The 21,204-nt window shown below is 72.3% G+C and carries 14 protein-coding genes; 9 read left to right on the forward strand and 5 right to left on the reverse strand.

The window, feature by feature from the left end:
* Positions 1-15: 15 nt before the first annotated feature.
* Positions 16-8,259, reverse strand: coding sequence for a SpvB/TcaC N-terminal domain-containing protein (locus OG392_RS30135; RefSeq protein ID WP_329284628.1), 8,244 nt, complete (start codon positions 8,257-8,259; stop codon positions 16-18).
* A gap of 361 nt (positions 8,260-8,620) precedes the next feature.
* Between OG392_RS30135 and OG392_RS30140 the strand changes: the two genes are divergently transcribed.
* Both OG392_RS30140 and OG392_RS30145 read left to right on the forward strand, forming a co-directional pair.
* A complete protein-coding gene (locus tag OG392_RS30140; RefSeq protein WP_329284630.1) occupies positions 8,621-9,184 on the forward strand; it encodes a GNAT family N-acetyltransferase in 564 nt (187 codons plus the stop codon).
* Positions 9,185-9,376: 192 nt separating this feature from the next.
* Positions 9,377-10,927 carry an NCS1 family nucleobase:cation symporter-1 gene (locus OG392_RS30145; protein ID WP_329284631.1) on the forward strand — a complete coding sequence of 517 codons (1,551 nt, stop codon included), beginning with the start codon at positions 9,377-9,379 and terminating at the stop codon, positions 10,925-10,927.
* Here OG392_RS30145 and OG392_RS30150 read toward each other — a convergent pair.
* The 3 genes from OG392_RS30150 to OG392_RS30160 form a co-directional block, all read right to left on the reverse strand.
* A complete protein-coding gene (locus OG392_RS30150; RefSeq protein WP_329284634.1) occupies positions 10,881-11,690 on the reverse strand; it encodes a serine protease in 810 nt (269 codons plus the stop codon). The genes OG392_RS30145 and OG392_RS30150 overlap by 47 nt on opposite strands.
* Positions 11,691-11,885: 195 nt before the next feature.
* On the reverse strand, positions 11,886-12,773 hold the full coding sequence (locus OG392_RS30155) for a hypothetical protein (protein ID WP_329284635.1): 888 nt from the start codon (positions 12,771-12,773) through the stop codon (positions 11,886-11,888).
* Between the two features lie 136 nt (positions 12,774-12,909).
* A complete protein-coding gene (locus OG392_RS30160; RefSeq protein ID WP_329284636.1) occupies positions 12,910-13,977 on the reverse strand; it encodes a lipoate--protein ligase family protein in 1,068 nt (355 codons plus the stop codon).
* A gap of 112 nt (positions 13,978-14,089) precedes the next feature.
* Between OG392_RS30160 and OG392_RS30165 the strand changes: the two genes are divergently transcribed.
* The 6 genes from OG392_RS30165 to OG392_RS30190 all read left to right on the forward strand — a co-directional run bounded on the left by OG392_RS30165 (position 14,090) and on the right by OG392_RS30190 (position 20,109).
* Positions 14,090-14,926 (forward strand): inositol monophosphatase family protein, encoded by an 837-nt coding sequence (locus OG392_RS30165; protein ID WP_329284638.1) that lies wholly within the window; start codon positions 14,090-14,092, stop codon positions 14,924-14,926.
* A gap of 72 nt (positions 14,927-14,998) precedes the next feature.
* Positions 14,999-16,426: a phytoene desaturase family protein gene (locus tag OG392_RS30170; RefSeq protein ID WP_329287545.1), complete on the forward strand. Its 1,428-nt coding sequence runs from the start codon at positions 14,999-15,001 to the stop codon at positions 16,424-16,426.
* 9 nt (positions 16,427-16,435) lie between these two features.
* Positions 16,436-17,056 (forward strand): L-threonylcarbamoyladenylate synthase, encoded by a 621-nt coding sequence (locus tag OG392_RS30175; protein WP_329284640.1) that lies wholly within the window; start codon positions 16,436-16,438, stop codon positions 17,054-17,056.
* A 157-nt stretch (positions 17,057-17,213) separates the two neighbouring features.
* A complete protein-coding gene (locus OG392_RS30180; RefSeq protein WP_329284643.1) occupies positions 17,214-17,975 on the forward strand; it encodes a metallophosphoesterase in 762 nt (253 codons plus the stop codon).
* A 136-nt stretch (positions 17,976-18,111) separates the two neighbouring features.
* Positions 18,112-19,587, forward strand: coding sequence for an AlkA N-terminal domain-containing protein (locus OG392_RS30185; RefSeq protein ID WP_329284645.1), 1,476 nt, complete (start codon positions 18,112-18,114; stop codon positions 19,585-19,587).
* Between the two features lie 21 nt (positions 19,588-19,608).
* Complete coding sequence (locus OG392_RS30190) at positions 19,609-20,109, forward strand: methylated-DNA--[protein]-cysteine S-methyltransferase (protein ID WP_329284647.1); 501 nt, start codon at positions 19,609-19,611, stop codon at positions 20,107-20,109.
* 52 nt (positions 20,110-20,161) lie between these two features.
* Here the strand turns inward: OG392_RS30190 and OG392_RS30195 are convergent, their stop codons facing one another.
* Positions 20,162-20,881: an SIR2 family NAD-dependent protein deacylase gene (locus OG392_RS30195; protein WP_329284648.1), complete on the reverse strand. Its 720-nt coding sequence runs from the start codon at positions 20,879-20,881 to the stop codon at positions 20,162-20,164.
* Positions 20,882-20,944: 63 nt separating this feature from the next.
* Between OG392_RS30195 and OG392_RS30200 the strand changes: the two genes are divergently transcribed.
* On the forward strand, positions 20,945-21,148 hold the full coding sequence (locus OG392_RS30200; protein WP_329284649.1) for a type II toxin-antitoxin system VapB family antitoxin: 204 nt from the start codon (positions 20,945-20,947) through the stop codon (positions 21,146-21,148).
* The last annotated feature ends 56 nt before the right edge of the window (positions 21,149-21,204 follow it).

A 21,204-nucleotide genomic window follows, 5' to 3' on the forward strand; every position in this document is an offset into this window, starting at 1 on the left:
GCCCACCGACAGGTGTCACTGCCGTTTCCGGACCACTCCCATGACCTCCATGATCTCCCAGTTGCGCAGGATCTCGGCGTGGAGGATCTCGGGGGTCACGTCGTACCCGTACGTGTCGAACAGGTCGATGCCGAATCCGATGGCCTCGATGTCCGCCTTGGAAAGATCCTGGTTCTCCCAGAGGTCGACCCCCATCGCGGCCCCCTGCAGTATCAGGCGGCCGAACCCCGCCGCCGTGCCCACGTAGCCGTAGTGGGCGTTGGACCAGAAGTCGTCCCGGATCTGGAGCTCGTGCCCGGTGGCCTCGGCCGACCCGGAGATGTCGGTCCAGTCGAACTCCTTGCCCCCGTTCCTCGCCCTGACCTCGCCCTTGTGGTCCCACGGGCCGCCGGTCCTGACGAGCTCCTTCCACAGGCCGGCGGCCTCCTTCTTGTTGCCCCAGTAGCCCGGCTTGAGCCAGCGTGCCCGGCTGGGGTCCATGTTGAGGGACCTGATCTCCCGCACCTGCTCGGACCGGGAGTTGCCCCACATCTCCCCGGCCATGTAGTTCTTGATCGTCTCGTAGGGTGACGCCGCTTCGGGCGCCCGCCCCGTCGGGTCGACCAGCTTGACGGGGTTGTTGTGCGCGTACGTGTAGGCGGCGAGGTTGCGCGGTTCGGAGATCCCGCCCGCCAGCTTGGTGTCGAGGTACTCCGGCAGGGCCGGGTCGGTGCTCGCCCACAGCTGGGTGCGCGGGTTGTAGTAGCGGGCACCGTGGTAGTTGAGGCCCGTCTCGCTGTCGAGCTCCTTGCCGGTGAACCGGTACGGAGTGTCCGCCTGCCCGGCCCGTTCCTCCACCCAGGTCTCCCCGGACGCGAAGTACTCCAGGTGCTCGGTCACCGCGCCCGAGGCGTCCGTGACGTACCCGGACGACCCGAGGTGGTCGGTGTGGAAGTACGACCGCGTGTTCTCGGCGCCCTCCGCGACGGTCGTGGTCGTCAGACGGGTCTCGCCGATGAAGACGTGCTTGTAGCCGGTGCCGTCCCGCTCGCTGTAGTTCCGGTTGGGGTACAGGGACAGGCTTTCGCCCTTCTTGACCACGCGCTCGCCCGCGGCGTCGTACACGTAGGACACGGTGGCGTCCGCGCAGCCCGCGGGGCTCTGCTCGACCGTTGTGGTGAGGGTGTCCTGGTTGCAGGCGAGGCGGTTCTCCTCGTCCCACACGTACTGCCTGCGCTTGCCCGCCGCGGCGGTGTTCACCGTGGCGGTGAGGTTGCCGTCGGCGTCGTAGGCCTGGGTGACGGGGCCGACCCGGCTCGGCGCGTGCGGCTTGTCACCGTCGTACGTGTAGCCGTAGTCGTAGCTCGTCCGGTCCTGCACGTCGGCGGGGTTCGACGGGTCGTCGACCGGTTCGATCGGCCCGGGGGCCCCGGTGCCGACCGGGAAGGCGGGGACTCCGCCGGTGATCTCGTGGAGCTGGGACTTGCTCGTCGTGTTGCCGACGGAGTCGTGGCCCAGCGTCAGGGTGTACGTGTTGGCCTTGTCGTTCCTGTCCGTGTACCGCCCGGACGCCGACGTCAGCCGGTTCAGGTCGTCATAGCCGTAGGACTGGGAGCTCGGGCCGCCGATCACCGCGTTCCGCGGTGCGGAGTTCGCCAGCGACGTGACGTTGCCCGCGTCGTCGTAGGCGTAGCTCATGTCCTGGAAGACCGGACCGTCGGCCGCCTCGGACCGCAGCGTCGCCAGCCTGCGGTCCTCGGCGTCGTACGTGTATGCCGTGCGCACTCCGTTGCCGGTCTCCTGGAGGGTCCGCTGGCCGAACTTGTCGTAGTCCAGCCGCTCCAGATAGGTGTGGTCGGTCCCGCCCTTGGCCCCCGTCGCCCGCGTAACCTGGCCACCGGAGTCGTAGGCGTAGGTGAGCACCTCGCTGTCCGGGTAGGTCAGCTGCAGCACGCGGTTGAACGTGTCGTAGCGCCAGGTGGTGGTGAAGGTGCGGGGTGTCCCGCCGGCGGCGCTGATCGTGCGCGTCTCCCTGGTCAGCTCACCCAGCGGCCCGTAGCCGCGGGTGATCGTCCCGGCCGCGTCCCGGACCTCGGTGATCCGTGACGCGGTGTTGTCCGCCGCGCCCGGGGCGCCGTAGGAGTAGGTGACGTCGTTGGCCGGGAAGGTCGGGTAACGAACGGCCTTCACCCGCGCGTAGTCGTAGTCGTACTCGATGGTCCGGCCCGCGGCCCGCAGGTTCGCGGTGATCTTCGCCGTGACGTTGCCGGCCAGGTCGTAGCGCGTCTCGGTCCGGCCCGCGTCCGGGTTGTCGTACACCGTGCGCCGCCCGAGGCCGTCGTACTCGGCACGGGTGACGTTGTTCCCGTCGTCGGTGATCGTCGTGATCCGGTCGAGCGGGTCGTACGCGTAGCTGGTCCAGACGGGCGTCGAACCGCTGAACTCCTTCACCGCCGCCGTCGTGTCGCGGATGCCGGTGTAGATACGGCGCTGCCTGCCCTCGGCGTCGGTCGCCGTTCTCTCGAACCTCGTCACACCCGCCCGGTCCGGCCCGAATCCGTACGCGTCGGTCGTGCTGGTCCCGTCCGGCCGCACCGTCCGGACCGGCCGGTCCAGCACGTCGAACGAGTTCTTCGTCGGGGCCACCGTGTCGAACGCGGCGTTGAACGTCGTGTTCGCCGCGCCCTTGGGCTCGGTCACCGGGTAGTACGTCTCCGTCGTGCGGCCGAGGAAGTCGAACGTCAGCCGCCCGGACACCGTCATCACCGGCTGCGGCGCCGCCCCCGGCGACGCGGCGACCGACGCGTCCTTCTTGGTCTGCAGCACCCGCTTCAGACCGTCGCCGAACGTGACGGTGTCGATGGTGTCGCCCCGCACGCCGCCCACGTCCCGGTCCAGGTTCCTCGTCGTGGCGTACGGGACCGCCGCCTCGGGGTGGTACTCGTAGTCGACGGTGACCTGGTCGCTGCCCGCCTCGTACGGGCCGGTGACCGTGTCCAGCCGGCCGACGCTGTCGTACGACCTCGTCAGGGGCTGGTCGTTCTGGTCGGTGCTCCGCTCCGGCAGGCCGTACAACAGGTTGTGCGTCGTGGCCGACCGGTATCCGAAGCTGTCCACGACGGACTCGATGTGCACGCCGACGACGGGGTCGTAGCCGTACTCCAGCCTGTACCTCTGACCGGACTCGTTCGCCGGACGGGTCACCGACCGCAGGTTCCCGTCCGGGTGGTACTCCAGGTCCGTGACGGCGATGTCGGTCCGGTTCACGTACTCCCGGATCTGCCGCAGCGCCCCGGTCGCACAGTCCACCGTGGCCTCGCGACGCTGGAGCGAGGTGTCCGTCGCGACCGCGCGCCGGGACACGGACCAGGCCGTCCCGACCAGGTTGCGGTCCCGGCACGCCGGGTCCGACGTGGTGTACCCGAAGTCGGTTCGGACGTCGTCCTCGACGCCCTCGTCCCCGGCGTCGAACGATCCCGTCAGGTTGCCGTACTCGTCATAGGTCATCACGGTGTGCGTGCTCTTCGCGGGCTCCTGCGCACCCTCGTGGAACCTCGTGTCCACCCGGGTCGGCTGAGGGAACACCGACGCGGTGGTGCTCGCCGGATCGGCCGCCTCGCCCGTGGCGATGTCGCGGAGCTGGAAGGTGTTGACGATCTCGGTGAACGGGCGGCCCGCGCCGTCGGCGGTGAGTGTGCGGGCGAGCAGGCCCCTGGTGTAGACGCTGTCGGTCCGGTACTCGTCGGTCACCGACCGGTAGAGGGCATCGTCCGCACCGGGATCGCGGACCTCCGTGACGACCTTGCCGAAGCCGCGGAACTCGCGCTCCGATCTGTCGTACCTGCCGTTCTCGTAGCGGTAGGCCGTGCGTCGGGTGTCGGCCCCGTCACCGGTCCGACCGTCGAACACCATGGTGCGGGACAGGACCCAGCGGCTCTCGGGCATGGCCTGGGTGTTCCCGGTACGGGCGTAGTCCAGGTCGATCCGCGCGCCCATCGGGCGCGACACCGAGCGCAGGAGGTTGGTGCGCCCGGTCTTGTTGGTGGCGACCAGCATCTCGCTGTCGCGGGTCGACCTGACGTGGTCGGCGAGGCCGTCGCCGTCGACGTCGCGCAGGATGGTCTCGGCCCGGCTGATGCCGGTGGACGCGCTGGCGCCGGGGTTGAAGACGAAGACGCCGACGGGCGTGGGCAGACCGACGGTGAAGTAGACGCCGGCGCCGAGACTGGCGTTCTTGTCGACGGCGATCTCGGTGAAGCCGCCGCGGAAGGGGGCGGGCGCGGTGAAGCCGGTGCCGGTGTTGACGGCGACCTTGATCGGGTTGTCGCCGTCGGTGAACACCCGGTCGGTGAGGCCGTCGCCGTTGACGTCCGTCATGCTCGCGCGGGTGAACGAGGTTCCCAGTTCGGCGGAGACGCCGCCCGCGAAGCCGTAGCGGTCGACGTTGAACCCGAGGCTGACGCCGACGTTGCGGGTGGACGCGTCGTTGATCGGTCCGGCCGACCAGGGTTCGCGGGCGGCGAAGGAGTAGCCGAGGTTCAGCTGGGCGTCGCCGTCGCCGTACACCTTGTCGGGCAACCCGTCCCCGTTGATGTCGATCAGGTCGACGCGGGCGTCGGACTCGCCGCCGCCGAGGCTGCCGCCGATGCCGAGCGACGGCTGGACCGCTCCGGTGCTGGCCGTGTTGGCGCTGGTGCCCGCGTCGGGCGCCGCCATGCCCAGGGCGCTGGCGATGGTGGCGGTCTCGCTCCCCGCGGAGAGCGACACGTTCCCGGAGACGTTGTCCGCCTCGCGCACGTTGCCGCCGAGGGTGCCGCGCGTGGCGCCGAGCGCGCCGGTCATGTCGGAGAACTGGACCTCCTTGGCGCCCACGACGTCGGGGTAGAGGTCGCCGTTGAGGTCGAGGTAGTCCACCGAACCCGCGGTGATCCCGCCGACCACGGTGCCGCCGAACGGGCCGGCCGCGAGGGTGGCAGACACCTGGCCGGTGACACCGCGGCGCATCACCGCCCGGTCGCCGGCCACGTCCGCGTCGGTGACGATGTCGATGGTGTCCGCGCCGAGGCGGGAGCTGGTCGCCATCGCGGAGGTGATCCAGGAGGACTCGTCCTGAGCGGCCCAGCCGCCCTTGGCGGGAACGGGGGCGAACACCGCGAGGCGCGGCATGGCGAGCCGGGGCTTCGCGGCGAAAGGCGCGACGTCCGCTTCCTTGGGCTCCTTGGGGAGGGCGTCCTTGAAGCTCTGGTCCAGCGTGAGTTCGGCCTGCTTGAGCGGTTGGGCGGCACGGTCGCGGTTGCCCTGGTAGCCGATCACACCCCAGCCGCGGTAGGGCTGGGCGAAGGCGCCCTGGCCGACGGAACCGTGCAGGGCGCTGGGCGCCGGGGTGAAGGCCGGCCAGCTCGACGTCACGTCGTAGGTGACCGACGCGGACTGCTCGACGAGCAGTCCGAGCAGGCCGGTCTCCGCCGTGGAGTAGTCGATGTAGAGCTCGTCGCCGGCGGTGACCGGGACGGTCAGGTCCAGGTTCGGGCCACCGAAGGGGGAGGTGTCCTTGGCCTGGAAGATCCGTTTGCCGAGCAGCTGCCCCCCGCGCTTCTTCACCGTGAGCGCGATCTTGGCGTCACCGAGGAGGTTGAAGTTGAAGGACACCTTCGGCCGCACCTTCAACTGGCCGGTCCTGGTCGCCTTGTAGGACTGCTGCGGCGCGGTGAGGGTGTCCGCCGGGAACATCGTCATGTCGTACGGCGGGGTGATCACCAGGGTGGGATCGCCCTTGGCGTCGACGACCGACTCGACCCCCTGCGCGGCCGTGTAGTGCGCCTTCGGGGCCCAGCTCACGGCGGAGACGTCGATCGGGGAGTCGGTCTTCAGCTTCCACGACATCTTCTCGAAGGTCCTGACCGGAATGCTCAGATCGATCGCGGAGGTGCCGGTCGACGCGGCGGGCAGGACCTTGCGGAACACCTCCGTGCCGGGGTGGACACCGTTGCCCTTCTCGATCACGACGGTCACGTCGTCCGACGTCGCCTTGGACTTGACCACGTCACCGGTCAGCCGCAGCGTGCCGTTCACCGGCACGGTCACCAGGGACGGCCTGCCACCGAAGGTGAAGTCGGACGACGCGCGGAACGCGGTGTTCGCCAACCCGTTCGCGTCCACACCTGCCGGCAGGTCGGTGTAGGTGATCGCCGGGTCCCATGCCACGGTGTCGTACCTGCCGTCCAGAACGGACTGCGTGCGGAAGTAGAGCGCGTCGCCCTTCTTCACCGGGACCGACTCCACATGGCCCGGGGTGAACTCGGAGTGGTCGTCGGGGCCGATCCGCTGCGACCACAGCTCGGCGTCCTTGTGCTGGACGGTGACCCGCACGCCGTCGGCCTTGGTGTAGGCCGCCCGTTCCGGGGAGGGATCCTGGGTCAGCCGCACGCCGCCGTCCACGCGGACGGTGCCGTCGAACGGCGCGACCCAGCGGCGCACCGTGTCGAGGAGCGGCGAGTTGTCCACCTGCTGGTTGAACTGCGCGGTCTGGTCGCCGACGATCTGACCGGTCACCGCGCCGCCCCCGATCGGCGCCGGGGTGCGGGTGGAGTCCGCGCTGTAGGCGGGCTGCCCCTGGGCGTCGAGGTAGCCGAACAGCACACCGCCGTTGTTCACCAGGTCGGTGATGCCGTCGCCGTTGACGTCGCTGAAGAACCGGTCCGAGGTGGTCGTGGTGCCCACGAAGTCCAGCTGGGCCGAGGTGGTGAGGACGTACGACTCGACGCCGATGGTGCCGGAGAGGGTGCGCTCGGTCGAGATTCCCGGGAGGCCGGCGAGTCTGACCGGCGTGTCGCCGAACTTCGGCTCACCCCCCGGTGCGGCCAGATTGGGCCGGTAGAACACCTCGTCGTTCTTGCGGAACACCTTGTCCGGAAGGTTGTCGCCGTTCACGTCGGTCAGCGTGGACAGGCCGTCGGACCGGCCCGCGCTGAACCCGACCTTCAACCCGACGGCACCCTCCTTGGTCGGCAGACCCTGCACGTTGTAGCCCGCGAACAGGTGCGCGCCGAAGCCGGCCGACGTGTTCGCCGAGATGGCGCTGGCCTCGCCTTCGCGGATGTTCACCCCGAGGTCGTCGTCCGGCACCGACCAACCCGCCGCGCCGGCGAAGGCGTTGTAGGCGCCCGACGGGTCACGCACGTCGTCGAAGTAGTCGAAGGTGTGGGTGTGGAACAGCTGGTTGCTCTCGCTGAACTGCGACACCGAGGTGAGCAGCGTCTTCGCGAACGCCCCGGTCCGGTAGTTCAGCTCGTAGGCACGGATCAGCCGGTCGTCCAGCTTGACCTCGACGCGCCGCAGCAGGTCGGCCGTGACCTTCTTGAACCCGTACCTGGCGTCGATCCGCACGTCCGCCCGGCGGGGCTCGCCGCGCTCGCGGTCCCGGACGAACGTCACCGAGTACCTGCCGTCGGTGTCGCCGCGGCCGGTGTAGGTGATCTTCCGCGGGTACAGCTCGCTGCCCGGCACCGCGGAGTCCGCCGTGCCGCCGTCGGACACCTTGGCGTACCGGTAGCGCAGGACGTTGTCGTTTCCGTCGCGGACCTCCCGCGCCGCCCAGGTGGCGACGCGACCCGTGCCGTCGGCGAGCGTGCTGTCGGCCGTGCCGCCGAAGAGGGTGCGGACACCCCGCTTGTCGGTGACCTCCCACCAGTAGTTCGTGGGGCTGTCGCCGTGGCGCACGATCCGGTCGAACCGGCCCTCCACCCGGGAGTGGAACACCTTCTCGGCGGTGCGTGCCCGCAACGTGCTCCGGTGCGCCACCGGGGTCAGCTGCTCGCCGTTGAGCAGATAGCTCTCGGTCTCCAGTCCGGCGTCGTAGCGCGGCACACCCCACCGGGTGTCGACCGTGACCATCGGGGTGGTGACGTCCCACCCGACGCCGAGCCACCCGCTCGTCCCCGACGAGTTGTAGGTGACGGCCAGCTTCGGCTCCAGGCCGGCACGGCCCTTCGGCACCTCCAGCGGGTACGAAAGCCGCGCCTCACCGCTGTTGTTCGCCGTGGGCGGCTCGACCAGGTTCACCCCGGAGCCGGGGTCGGCCGCCTTGATGTCCTTGATCTGGTTCGGGTCGAACGACGTGCCCTCGGGGTGCTCGGGGCTCTGCACCGCCGAGTCCGCACCCGTCCGAGGTGCCGCCGCCGTGGCGAACTCGGGCGGCACGACGCCCAGCGCCGGTAACGCGACGACCATGGCCACCAGCACACTCTTGACGCGCGCACGAGCCGACGCGAGGACGATCATGCCCCCGACCCCCTCTGGAGACTGAACTCGACCTGGGACACGGAACGTTCCGTGGAACCGCGGCCGTGAACCCACCCCGGCGACCGCGCGTTGAACGTACACGTTCAAAAAGATCGCGGACAAGGTCGATGATCGGACACCGGACCGCCGGGGCCCGCCGGTCGCGGAGGAGGCCGGGGCCCTCCTGGCCGAGATCCTCCTGCCGGGCCACCTGCCGGTCGTCCGCCGATCCGTCGCGCACGAGCAGCCGACATCGTCCGCGGCCCGGGCCCGCAGGCTCCGGCAGCGCGGACTCCGCCGGGCGCCCCGCCGGGGTTTCGGCCGTCCTCGGCGTCGTCCTCCCGCTGGATACGATCAGCCGATGAACCCCACCGACCTGATCGAGGCTCCCGCCACGCCGACCGCCCCCGCTCTCCTCCTCCGCCCCTGGCACGTCGACGATGTGGCGGAGCTGGTCGAGGCCTACCGGGATCCCGCGCTGGGCCGGTGGGCGATCTCGGCGATCGGGACCGAGGACGACGGACTGGCGTGGGTCCGGGCGCAGGAGCAGGCGCGTGCGACGGGCGGGCGGCTCGGCTTCGCCGTCGTCGAGGCGCCGTTCGGCGCGGAGCCGCGGCGGCTCGCGGGCGGGGTCGTACTCAAGGAGGTCGCCCCCGGCAGGCCGTCCGCCGAGGTCGGCTACTGGACGGTGGCACGGGCCCGTGGGCGGGGTGTGGCGCCCCGGGCCCTGGCAGCCCTCACCGCCTGGGCGTTCGACACCTTCCGGGCCGACGGCCTGGAACGCCTCGAACTCCTCCACCAGTCCGACAACGAGGCCTCCTGCCGCGTCGCGGAGAAATGCGGCTACCCGTTCGCCCGGATCCTGCCGGCGACGCCCCCCGCCTTCCCGCTGGACGGCCATCTGCACGTACGCGGACCGTCGTAGCCGCCTCGCGGCGTCCGCCGTGGTGCCGGGGGTCTACCCGCGTCGCGCACCGAGTGGAAGAATCGGCCCCCGGCTCCTTGGCCACAAGTGGTCCTTGACAGACCACGACGGAGCCGATCCGGCATGGCACCCCGCGCCCGCTCCGGGCGACACCTCGTTCCGTCCTCCCCGCCGAACGAAGGGTTCCTCCGTATGACCGCCACCGTCCCCCCGGAAAGATCCCCGGGCCCCTCCGCACCCGCCGCACCCGGTGACCGCGTCGAGCTGGCCCCCGGCGCCACCCCCGACGACCCGCGCTTCGTCAACGACGACCTGCTCCCCGTCCCCGTCGCCCGACGCCGCTGGACCACGTACAACTTCGCCGCCCTCTGGGTCGGCATGGCCCACAACATCCCCTCCTGGATGCTCGCCTCCGGTCTCGTCGCCCTCGGCATGGACTGGAAGCAGGCGGTGCTCACCATCGCCCTCGCCAATGTCGTCGTCCTGTTCCCGATGCTGCTCACCGGGCACGCCGGACCCAAGTACGGCATCCCCTTCCCCGTCCTCGCCCGTGCCTCCTTCGGGCTGCGCGGGGCGAACCTGCCCGCCCTCGTCCGGGCCGGGGTCGCCTGCGCCTGGTTCGGCATCCAGACCTGGATCGGCGGCCAGGGCATCTTCGTCCTGCTCGACAAGGTCTTCGGCGGCGGCTGGGCGGACGCGTCGACGATCGGCGGCCGGCCCTGGACCCTCTGGCTCTGCTTCGTCCTCTTCTGGGCCCTCGAACTCGCCATCATCTACCGGGGGATGGAAGCCCTGCGCCGGTTCGAGAACTGGGCCGCGCCCTTCGTCATCATCGGCGCGCTCGTCCTCCTCGGCTGGATCGCCGTCAAGGCGGGTGGCCTCGGACCGCTGCTCGACCAGCCGTCGAAGCTCGGCTGGGGCGCCGACTTCTGGACCGTCTTCTTCCCCGCGCTCATGGGCATGATCGCCTTCTGGGCGACACTCAGCCTCAACATCCCCGACTTCACCCGCTTCGGCGCCGGCCAGCGCTCCCAGGTGCTGGGACAGTCCCTCGGCCTCCCCACCACCATGACCTTGTTCGCGTTCCTCTCGGTGCTCGTCACCTCCGGATCGCAGGCCGTGTACGGGGCGCCCGTCTGGGACCCGGTGGCCCTCGCCGCCAAGTCCGACAGCGTCTTCGGGCTGCTCTTCGCGCTGGTGACGGTGCTGGTCGCCACCCTGTCGGTGAACCTCGCGGCGAACGTCGTCTCCCCGGCGTACGACCTCGCCAACCTCGCTCCGAAACGGATCGACTTCCGTACCGGCGCGCTGATCACCGGGGTCGTCGGCGTCCTCATCATGCCGTGGAAGCTGACCGCCACCCCCGAGCTGTACATCTTCACCTGGCTCGGCCTGGTCGGCGGACTCCTCGGTACGGTCGCGGGCATCCTGATCGCCGACTACTGGCTCGTCCGCCGCACCGTCCTCGACCTGGCCGGGCTCTACCGGGCCGACGGACCGTACTGGTACCGGGGCGGCTGGAACCCGGCGGCCGTGCTCGCCTTCGTGGTCGGCGGTGTCCTCGCCGTCGGCGGCTCCCACTCGGCCCCGGGCACCGGCCCGTTCCCCGAGGACGGACTGATCCCCTTCCTGAAACCCCTGTCCGACTACGGCTGGGCCGTCGGACTGGCCGCCTCGCTGCTGCTCTACACCGCCCTCATGAGACGCGGGGCAGCCGGCCGGTCGTCCGCTCGATCCAGCTGAGGTAGGAGCGCACCCGGGTGTTCACGGCGGGGGTGTCGGTCGCGCACTCCTTGCCGTAGGACACCAGACCGACGACGTACGGCCGCCCCCGGACCGTCCGGACCAGCGGGCCACCGGAGTCGTACTGGCAGGTGTCCCGGCCGGGGGCGTAGGTGCAGATCTGGGTGGGGGCGATCTGCGCCATGCCCCGGCTCGCGCAAGCCGCGTTGCTCATGGTGGAGAGGGCCACGGTCCGCAGCACGTCGGACGTGCGGCCGCCGAACGAGGTGGTGCCCCAGCCCGGCACCTCGACCTGGGTGCCGTCGACACCGGGCGCGGAGGTCACGGGCAGCCCGATGGGGCGCACGTCACGATTGAGGGCGAGCGGTTCGGCGAGCTCGACCAGGGCGATGTCGTTCCGCTGGGTGCCGGGGTCGTAGTCAGGATGCGGGACGAAGCGGGCGGGCGAGGCCAGAACCGCGTGCGGACTGTCGGCCCCGGTCGTCAGGTCGTGGTCGCCCAGCAGCACCCCCACCCGCGTCGGATCGCTGTACGAGCCCGTCAGACAGTGGGCGGCGGTGAGGACGTACCGGTCGCCGATCAGCGCGCCACCGCACATCACCCGCCGTTCGAGGACGTCCACGAGTCCCGCCATGAAGGGGTACTGATGGGGCCGTGCCTCCTGCCCGCCGACCACCGCCTGCGCGGGTGGCGCGATCCCGAGCGGGACCACCGTGAGCACCGCGCCCGCGACCGCCGCCAGCAACCTCTTCGCCCGTGCCACCTGATCTCCGTACCGTCGATGCCGTGTTCCCGGGGCCGAGGGAGTGCGGAGACGTTTCCGCACGTCCACCGCACGCCGTTCCGGCCCGCACGGGCTCAACGACGCGGGCCGGATACGGTCACCTGCCGACGGGGCCGGACCGGTGACCCGCCGCCGTGACCGGCCGCGCGTGGCACCCCGGCCACCCCCGGCGGGTCAGCCGTCGGCGTCCGGGGCCCAGCCGGGGACGTGCGCCGCCGCGGCCGCGTCCCAGGCCGGGGCACCACCGGGGAAGGGCCAGGCCCGGGTGCGGTCGTACCCGCTGATGATCGCGGTCAGTTCGTCGGCGAGACCGCGGCTCTGGTGCGCGATCCGCGACGCGGCGAGCGGCCCCTCCAGGGCGGCGACCCGCTTCTCGTACTCCTCCACAGGACGGGCGGAGAGGCGCGCCACCCACGTGGCGTCCACGACCGCCCGCGAAAGGATCAGCACCTCCGGTCGCCCGCCCTCCGCGAGCGCCGCCGTCACGCGGTCGTGGCCGTCGAGCACCACGGGGGAGTGGAACCCGCTGATCCACCAGGCGAACACCGGAGGCAGGACACCCTCCCGGTACTGCCGGCGGTACGCCTTCACCCGCGGCGCCCCGGGGTCCGACAGCGCCCGCAGCGGCAGCAGGTCGCGCGCGTCCTCCGGCGGATCCCCGTATCCGAACCAGGTCAGATGCCCCCGGTCCGGATCGTGGGCGAGGAGCGTGGGCCAGTTGACAGCGTTGAACCACCGGTGGACGTCCGGGAGCAGCAGCCACTCGCCCGCGTGGAGCGGGCCGCCGGCGGCCCCGCGCAACTCCGCCTCCGCGTGCGCGGCCCAGCGCTCCCGCCACGCCGGCGACCCCGGCGCCGCGAACTCGGCCGCCGCACGGGCCCGTTCGGCCCGCAGTGGGGCGAGCGGGGAGGCGTACCGGCCGGTGCGCGCGTAGTGCAGGCCGCGGTGGGTGGCCCGCTGGCGGGCGAAGAGGACCGGGGTGGTGCCCTGCATCAGCACCAGGCGCCGCCCGTCGGCGCACTCCATCCGCAACCCCGGCTTCCCCGGCCCCTCGACGCGCATGACGCCACCCTACGCAGTGCGCCCGGCAGGACGGCGGGGGCACGGACGGCGCGGGGCCCGGACGGTCCGGGAGCCGGACGGCGCGGGCCCCGGACGGCTGGGGGCCCGGGCAGCGCCCCGGCGCCCCGCTCCGCGGCTACGGAACCCGCCCCGTCCACTCCGCCGTCCCGAACTTGGTCTCCGCGAGCGCCTTCGCCCGTGTCAGCTCGTCCTCCGTGACATGGCCCTCCGACAGGCCGTACCGGCTCCGGAAGGAGGCGATCATCCGCTCGATCACCGTCTCGCGCGGCAGGCCCGTCTGACGCCGCAGCGGGTCCACCCGCTTCTTCGCGCTCTTCGTCCCCTTGTCGGAGAGCTTCTCGCGGCCGATCCGCAGCACCTCCGTCATCTTGTCGGCGTCGATGTCGTACGCCATCGTCACGTGGTGCAGGACCGCCCCCTGGCCCGTCACCATCCGCTTCTGCGCCGCACCCGCGATCTTGCCCGCGTCCGTGGCGATGTCGTTGAGGGGCTGGTACCAGGCCCGGATGCCCATGTCGCCGAGCGCGCCGAGGACCCAGTCGTCGAGGTAGGCATAGCTGTCGGTGAAGGACAGGCCCTGCACGAGGGCATCGGGCACGGACAGCGAGTACGTGATCGTGTTGCCCGGCTCGATGAACATGGCCCCGCCGCCGCTGATCCGGCGCACCACCTGGATGCCGTGCCGCTCGGCCGCTTCCGGGTCGACCTCGTTGCGGAGGGACTGGAAGCTGCCGATGACCACCGCGGGGGCGCCCCACTCCCAGACCCGCAGCGTCGGCGGCCGGTGGCCCGCGGCGACCTCGGCCGTGATCACCTCGTCGAGCGCCATGTGCAGCGCGGGGGACTGCGGCGGCTCGTGGATCAGCTGCCAGTCGTAGTCGGTCCAGTCCGTGGCATGGGCGAGCGCCCGGCGGACCGCGATCCCGACGCCCTCCGCCGTCAGCCCGAACATCTGCGTGCCCGGCGGCAGAGCCGCTTCGATCCGCGCGGCGAGCCCGGAGGCGTCGGTGTCGACCGGCGCGCCCTCCAGGGCCCGGTCGATCGCCAGGATCGCCTCGTCCGGTTCGAGGAAGAAGTCGCCCGCGACCCGGACGTTCCGCAGGACCCCGTCCTCGGCGTCGAGGTCGACGACCACCAGCTTCCCGCCGGGAACCTTGTACTCACCGTGGAACGCGCCGTGCACGGAACCCTCCTTGCATGTAAGGGGTGAACTCGGCCAAAGGGTACCCCCCGGGGAAACAGAGGGTGACGAATCCGCCGGTCCGCCTGTCAGCGCCCCGTGCTTAGCTGGACGCATGAGTGAAGAGTTCCTTGACCTTGTCCTGGCCGGCCGTACGACCGAGGTGGAGGAGGCGGTCCGCAAGGCGGCCGCCGCCGAGATCATGCCGCGCTTCCGGCAGCTCGCCGCCGACGACATCGTCGAGAAGAACGGTCCGCACGACCTGGTCACCGTCGCCGACCGGGCAGCCGAGGCCCATCTCACGGAGTCCCTGACCGCCCTGCTCCCCGGCTCGGTGGTGGTCGGCGAGGAGGCGGTCCACGCCGACCCCGCCGTCTACGACGCCCTGCGCGGCGACGCCCCCGTCTGGATCGTCGACCCCGTCGACGGCACCCGCCAGTTCGTCCACGGCGACCCCGGCTTCTGCACCCTCGTCGCGCTCGCCCGGCACGGCGAACTGCTCGCCTCCTGGACGTACGCCCCCGCCCTCGACGAGTTCGCCGTGGCCGTGCGCGGCCGGGGCGCCACGCTCAACGGGCTCCCGCTGCACGCCGGTTCGCCCGCCCCCGGCGAGGTCCTCGAGGTCGCCACCTCGCACCCCGACTACACCACCCCGGACCAGAAGCGCGCCCTGCTCGGCCTGGTCGCCGAGGGGATCGCCCCCCGGCCCTGCGGTTCCGCGGGGCTCGAGTACCTGGCCGTCGCACGCGGCGCGCTCGCGGCCACCGCCTTCTCCTGGGAGTACGCGTGGGACCACGCGGCCGGACTGCTGCTCGTCACCGAGGCGGGCGGCACGCACACCACCCTCGCGGGCGAGCCGTTCAGGATCACCGGCGGGAACGCGCTGCCGTTCACCGCGGCCCGGGACGCGGCGACCGCGAACCGGATTCTCGGCCTCCTCAGGGGCCGATGAGGGCCCCGGAACCACCGGCCTATCCTGGGAGACCTGGCCGTCGGCTGACGAAGGAGTCCGAAGGTGTCGAAGGTGACGTCGATGCTCGATGCCGTCGTCGTGGGGGCGGGGCCCAACGGACTGACCGCCGCCGTCGAACTGGCGCGCCGCGGCTTCTCCGTGGCCGTCTTCGAGGCGAAGTCCACCGTCGGCGGGGGCGCCAGGACCGAGGAGCTCACCCTCCCGGGCTTCCGCCACGACCCCTGCTCCGCCGTGCATCCCCTCGGGGCCGGCTCGCCGGTCTTCGGGACGATGCCCTTGAAGCGGTACGGACTTGAGTGGCTCCACCCCGAACTTCCCATGGCCCACCCGTGGGACGACGGCACCGCCGCCGTCCTCGCCCGCTCGGTCGCCGAGACCGCCGCCTCCTTGGGCCCGCGCGACGCGGGCGCGTACCGCAGACTCGTCGCCCCCTTCGCCGGCAAGTGGGACACCCTCGCCCGGGACTTCATGCAGCTGCCGCTCACCGGGCTGCCCCGCGACCCGGTGACCCTGGCCCGCTTCGGCCTCGCCGGACTGCCGCCGTCCACCTGGCTGATGCGCCGCTTCAAGGACGAGAAGGCGCGCGGCCTGTTCGCCGGGATGGTCGCCCATGTCATGGCCCCGCTCGGCGGCTTCGCCACCGGCGCCGTCGGCCTGGTCTTCGCGCTCGCCGCCCACGCCGGCGGCTGGCCCGTGCCCCGGGGCGGTTCGCAGTCGATCTCCGACGCCCTCACCGCGTACCTCAAGGACCTCGGCGGCGCCGTCCACACCGACTTCGAGGTCAAGCGGCTCGACGATCTGCCGCCCGCCCGCGCCTACGTGTTCGACACCTCGCCCACGGCCCTCGCGCGGATCGCCGGCTTCGGCGGCCACTACGACCACTACCGCTACGGCGCCGCCGCCTTCAAGATCGACTACGCCCTGGACGGCCCCGTCCCCTGGACCGCGGAGGCGGCACGGCGCGCCGGAACCGTGCAGATCGGCCCCACCGCCGGCGAGATCGACACCGCCCTGCACCAGGCCTCCACCGGCAGCGCGCCCGACGCGCCCTTCCTCATCACCGCGCAGCCCAGCGTCGTCGACCCCTCACGCGCGCCCGCGGGCAAGCACGTGTTCTGGGCCTACGGTCATGTGCCGAACGGCTGGCAGGGCGACCTCACCGACGCGATCGAGCGCCAGATCGAGCGCTTCGCCCCCGGCTTCCGCGACCGCGTCCTGGCCCGCGCCACCGCCGGACCGCCCCAACTCGCCGAGCGCAACGCCAACTACATCGGCGGCGACATCGCCTGCGGAGCCGCCACCGGCCTCCAGCTCGTGCTGCGCCCCACGCTCTCGCTCCGCCCCTACGCCACCCCGCACCCGGCGGTCTTCCTCTGCTCCTCCGCGACCCCGCCCGGGCCCGGCGTGCACGGCATGTCCGGGCACAACGCGGCGAAGGCGGTCTGGCGTCTGCTGCGCGCCTCCGCCCGAGAAAATTAGACTGCCCGCATGGCGAAGTACTTCGACGTGCACCCCGACAACCCCCAGCCGCGCACCATCGGCACGGTGGCCGACAGCATCCGGAACGGTGCGCTCGTCGCGTACCCGACCGACTCCTGCTACGCGCTGGGCAGCCGACTCGGATCCAAGGACGGCATCAGCCGCATCCGGACGATCCGCGACCTCGACGACCGGCATCACTTCACGCTCATGTGCCAGAACTTCGCCCAGCTGGGCCAGCTCGTGCACATCGACAACGACGTCTTCCGCGCGGTCAAGGCGGCGACCCCCGGCCCGTACACCTTCATCCTGCCCGCGACGAAGGAGGTGCCCCGGGCGCTCCTCCACCCCAAGAAGAAGACGGTCGGCGTCCGCATCCCCGACCACGTCGTCACCCAGGCCCTCCTCGCCGAACTCGGCGAACCCCTGCTCTCCAGCACCCTGCTGCTGCCCGACGAGGCGGAGCCGCTGACGCAGGGCTGGGAGATCAAGGAGCGGCTCGACCACCTCGTCGACGCGGTCCTCGACTCCGGCGACTGCGGGACCGAACCCACCACCGTCGTCGACTTCTCCAGCGGCGAGCCCGAGGTGGTGCGCCGCGGCGCGGGGGACACCACACGGTTCGAGTAGCGGACCCGCCCGCAACGGGGCCGCCGCACCCGGCGAGCGCGCCGCCCTACCCGGAGCGAGCGGGCCGTCCGTCGCGCAGCGGCCTTACGGCACGGACCGCGATCACCGTACGGTCGGGTGGGCACCCGCCCGCCCGACCGACGGAGGACCGAGCCACGTGATCGTCATCGCTCATGTCAGCGACATCCATGTCGACCTGGAGCAGCGCAGCGCCGACCGCACCCGCGCGGTCATGCGCTACCTGGAGGAACTGCCGTACGACCTGGCGGCCGTGATCGTCACCGGTGACATCGCCGACCACGCGACCCCGGAGGAGTACGCCGTCGCTCGGGGACTGCTGACCTCCCGCCACCCGCTGCTCCTCTGCCCGGGGAACCACGACGACCGCGCCGTCCTCCGGACGGCCCTCCTCCCCGAGTCGACCGCGACCCGCCCGTACGCCCCCGTCAACCAGGTGCTCCGGGGCGAGGGCTTCGTGATCGCCCTCTGTGACTCGTCCGTGCCCGGCAAGCACGACGGATACCTGGAGGACGAGACCCTGGAGTGGCTGGACGGCGTCCTCGACGTCACCCCGCGAGACGTACCCGTGCTCGTCGGCTTCCACCACCCGCCGGTCCCGCTGCACACCCCGTACGTGGACGAGATCCGGCAGTTCGGCGAGGAGCGGCTCGCCGCGCTCGTCGACCGCCACCCGCACCTGACCGCCTTCCTCGCGGGCCACGTCCACACCGCCGCCGCCACCACCTTCGCCGGGCGGCCGCTGCTCGTCGCGCCCGGGGTCGTCTCCTCGATCCGCCTCCCCTGGGAGCGCCCGGTGACCCACGCGCACATCCACCTCGACCAGCCGCCCGCGCTCGCGTTCCACGTCCTGGGGGACGACGGCAGGCTGACCACCCACTACCGGTCGGTCGTGGTCTGACCTCGCCGGGACCTCGCGGCCGGCCGGGTCCCCTGCCACGCCGGGGGCTACCCGATCGGGGCCGGACCTCGGGCCCGGCGACGTCCATGTCGTTTTCTCGCCAGCCCGCGAGCCGTCCGTCCCCGATCCTGGACTCATGCACACCGACACCGAGCGCTGCGTACGGGCCGTCCGGTCGAAGGACGCCCGCTTCGACGGCGTGTTCTTCACCGCCGTCCGCACCACCCGGATCTACTGCCGGCCCAGCTGCCCCGTCGTCCCGCCCAAGCCCGAGAACATGGAGTTCCACGCCAGCGCGGCCTCCTGCCAGCGCGCCGGATTCCGGGCCTGCAAGCGATGCCGGCCCGACACCAGCCCCGGCTCGCCCGAGTGGAACGTCCGCGCCGATGCCGTCGCCCGCGCCGTACGCCTCATCCAGGACGGCGTCGTCGACCGCGAAGGCGTCCCCGGGCTCGCCAAGCGGCTCGGCTGGTCCACCCGCCAGATCGAACGCCAGCTCCTCGCCGAGCTGGGTGCGGGACCGCTCGCCCTCGCCCGGGCCCAGCGCGCCCAGACCGCCCGGGTCCTCATCGAGACGACCCCGATGCCGCTCGGCGAGATCGCCTTCGCGGCCGGGTTCGCCTCGATCCGCACCTTCAACGACACCGTCCGTGAGGTCTTCGCCCTCACCCCGGGCGAGCTCCGCGCCCGGGCCGCCCGCCCCGCCGCCGACCGGGCGCCCACTCCGGGGGTGATCAGCCTCCGGCTGCCGTTCCGCACCCCTCTGGAACCCTCCAACCTCTTCGGCCACCTCGCCGCGACCGCCGTCCCCGGCGTGGAGGAGTGGCGCGACGGGGCCTACCGCCGGACCCTCGCCCTCCCGTACGGACACGGCATCGTCGCCCTCGCGCCCCGCGCCGACCACATCGCCTGCCGGCTCGCCCTCACCGACCCCCGCGACCTCACCCACGCCATCAGCCGCTGCCGGCGCCTTCTCGACCTCGACGCCGACCCCGTCGCCGTCGACGAGCGACTGCGGGCCGACCCGCGGCTGGCACCCATCGTCGACGCCGCCCCCGGCCGCCGGGTGCCGGGCACCGTCGACCCCGCCGAGTTCGCCGTCCGGGCCGTCCTCGGCCAGCAGGTCTCCACCGCCGCCGCCCGCACCCACGCCGCCCGGCTCGTCACCGCGCACGGCACCCCCGTCGACGACCCCGAGGGCGGACTCACCCACCTCTTCCCGGGCCCCGAGGCGCTCGCCGCCCTCGACCCCGAGACCCTGGCCCTGCCCCGCAGCCGCCGCACCACCCTGCTCACCCTGGTCCGCGCGCTCGCCGACGGCTCCCTCACCCTCGGCCCCGCCGACGACCGCGAGGAAACCCGCGCCCGGCTGCTCGCCCTGCCCGGATTCGGCCCCTGGACCACCGAGATCATCGCCATGCGCGCCCTCGGCGACCCGGACGCCTTCCTCCCCGGCGACCTCGGTGTCCGCCGCGCCGCCGAGGGACTCGGCCTGCCCGGCACCCCGGCCGCCCTCACCGCCCGCGCGGCGCACTGGCGCCCCTGGCGCGCGTACGCCGTCCAGTACCTCTGGGCGACCGACGACCACCCGATCAACCACCTGCCCGCGTAAAGGACCGTGAGGACCCCCCCCATGCCCGCCATCCAGCACACCGTCGTGGACAGCCCGTACGACCCGCTGACCCTCGTCGCCGTCGACGGCGTCCTCAGCCGCGTCCACATGACCGGCCAGCGCCACCGCCCGCCCGAGGAGACCTTCGGCGAGCCCGACCCGCGCCCCTTCGGAGCGGCGATCCGCCAGCTCGACGCCTACTTCGCGGGCGAACTGACCTCGTTCGAGCTGCCCCTGAACCTGATCGGCACCCCGTTCCAGCTGCGGGTCTGGGAGGCGCTGCTGCGCATCCCGTACGGGGAGACCCGGACGTACGGGGAACTCGCCGAGGAACTGGGAAACCCCGGCGCCTCCCGGGCGGTGGGTCTCGCCAACGGCAAGAACCCCGTCAGCATCATCGTCCCCTGCCACCGGGTGGTCGGAGCGGGCGGCGGCCTCACCGGCTACGGCGGCGGCCTGGACCGCAAGCAGCGGCTGCTCGCCTTCGAGTCGGGCACGGCGGAACCGGCCGCCCTCTTCTAGAACCTGTCCGGAGAGTCCCGCCCGGCCCGTGGCGCCGCAGCCCGGACCCGACCTAGCGGAGCCGGTCGAGCAGCTCGGGCAGCGCCGTGCCGATCGGCTCGCGCACGACCTCGTCGGCGACGGGGTCGTACGGGGTGGGCTCGGCGTTCACGATGATCAGCCGGGCGCCGTGCTCGGCCGCGATCCCCGCGAGGGACGCGGCGGGCTGGACCTGGAGGCTGCTGCCGACCGCGACGAACACCTGGGCGGCCTTGGCGATCGACATCGCCTGGCCGAGGACCCCTGGATCGAGGCGCTGCCCGAACATCACCGTCGCCGACTTCAGGATTCCGCCGCACATCCGGCACGCCGGATCGTCCTCACCGACCCGTACCCGGCCGAGCGCCTCCGCCATCGTCGAGCGCGCGTGGCAGGCCGTGCACACCACCGACCGTGCCGAGCCGTGGAGTTCGAGGACCTTCCGCGCGGACACCCCGGCGGCCTGGTGCAGGCCGTCCACGTTCTGCGTGATCACCCGCAGCGCGTGGCCACTGGTCCGCTCGTACGCCGCGATGGCGTGATGCGCCACGTTCGGCTCGGCGCCCAGGACCGGACCGTCGAGCCGCATGCGCCACGAGCGGCGGCGGATCTCCGGATCGGCCATGTACGGCCCGTAGGTCACGAGCCGCTCGGCCTCGGGGTCCTGCCGCCACACACCGTTCGGACCCCGGTAGTCGGGTATGCCCGAGTCGGTCGAGATACCGGCTCCGCTGAGAATCGCGACCATCGTCATACGACGACCCTAGGCACGGGAATCCGCCCCCGCGAACGGGTTTCCCGGTGCTAGGTTCCCGCCATGGCCAAGGTGAACATCGCGCTCGACGCCGAACTCGTCGTGGAAGTCATGGTCCTGGCCGGCATCGGCAACCCCCAGGACGCCGTCGAGGCGGTGGTCCGCGACTACATCGCCCGCGGCCACCGCACGGAGGCCCGGGCCGTCAGCCGCGACGAGGCCGGCCGCACCGGCGAGGCCGTCCAGCCGGAACCGCCCCAGGGCTGACCGGGGCCGGGCGGACGCGGCCGACCGCACCGCCCGCCGAACCGGCCCGCGTTCCC

The organism is Streptomyces sp. NBC_00691, assembly GCF_036226665.1.
Taxonomy (GTDB): Bacteria; Actinomycetota; Actinomycetes; order Streptomycetales; family Streptomycetaceae; genus Streptomyces.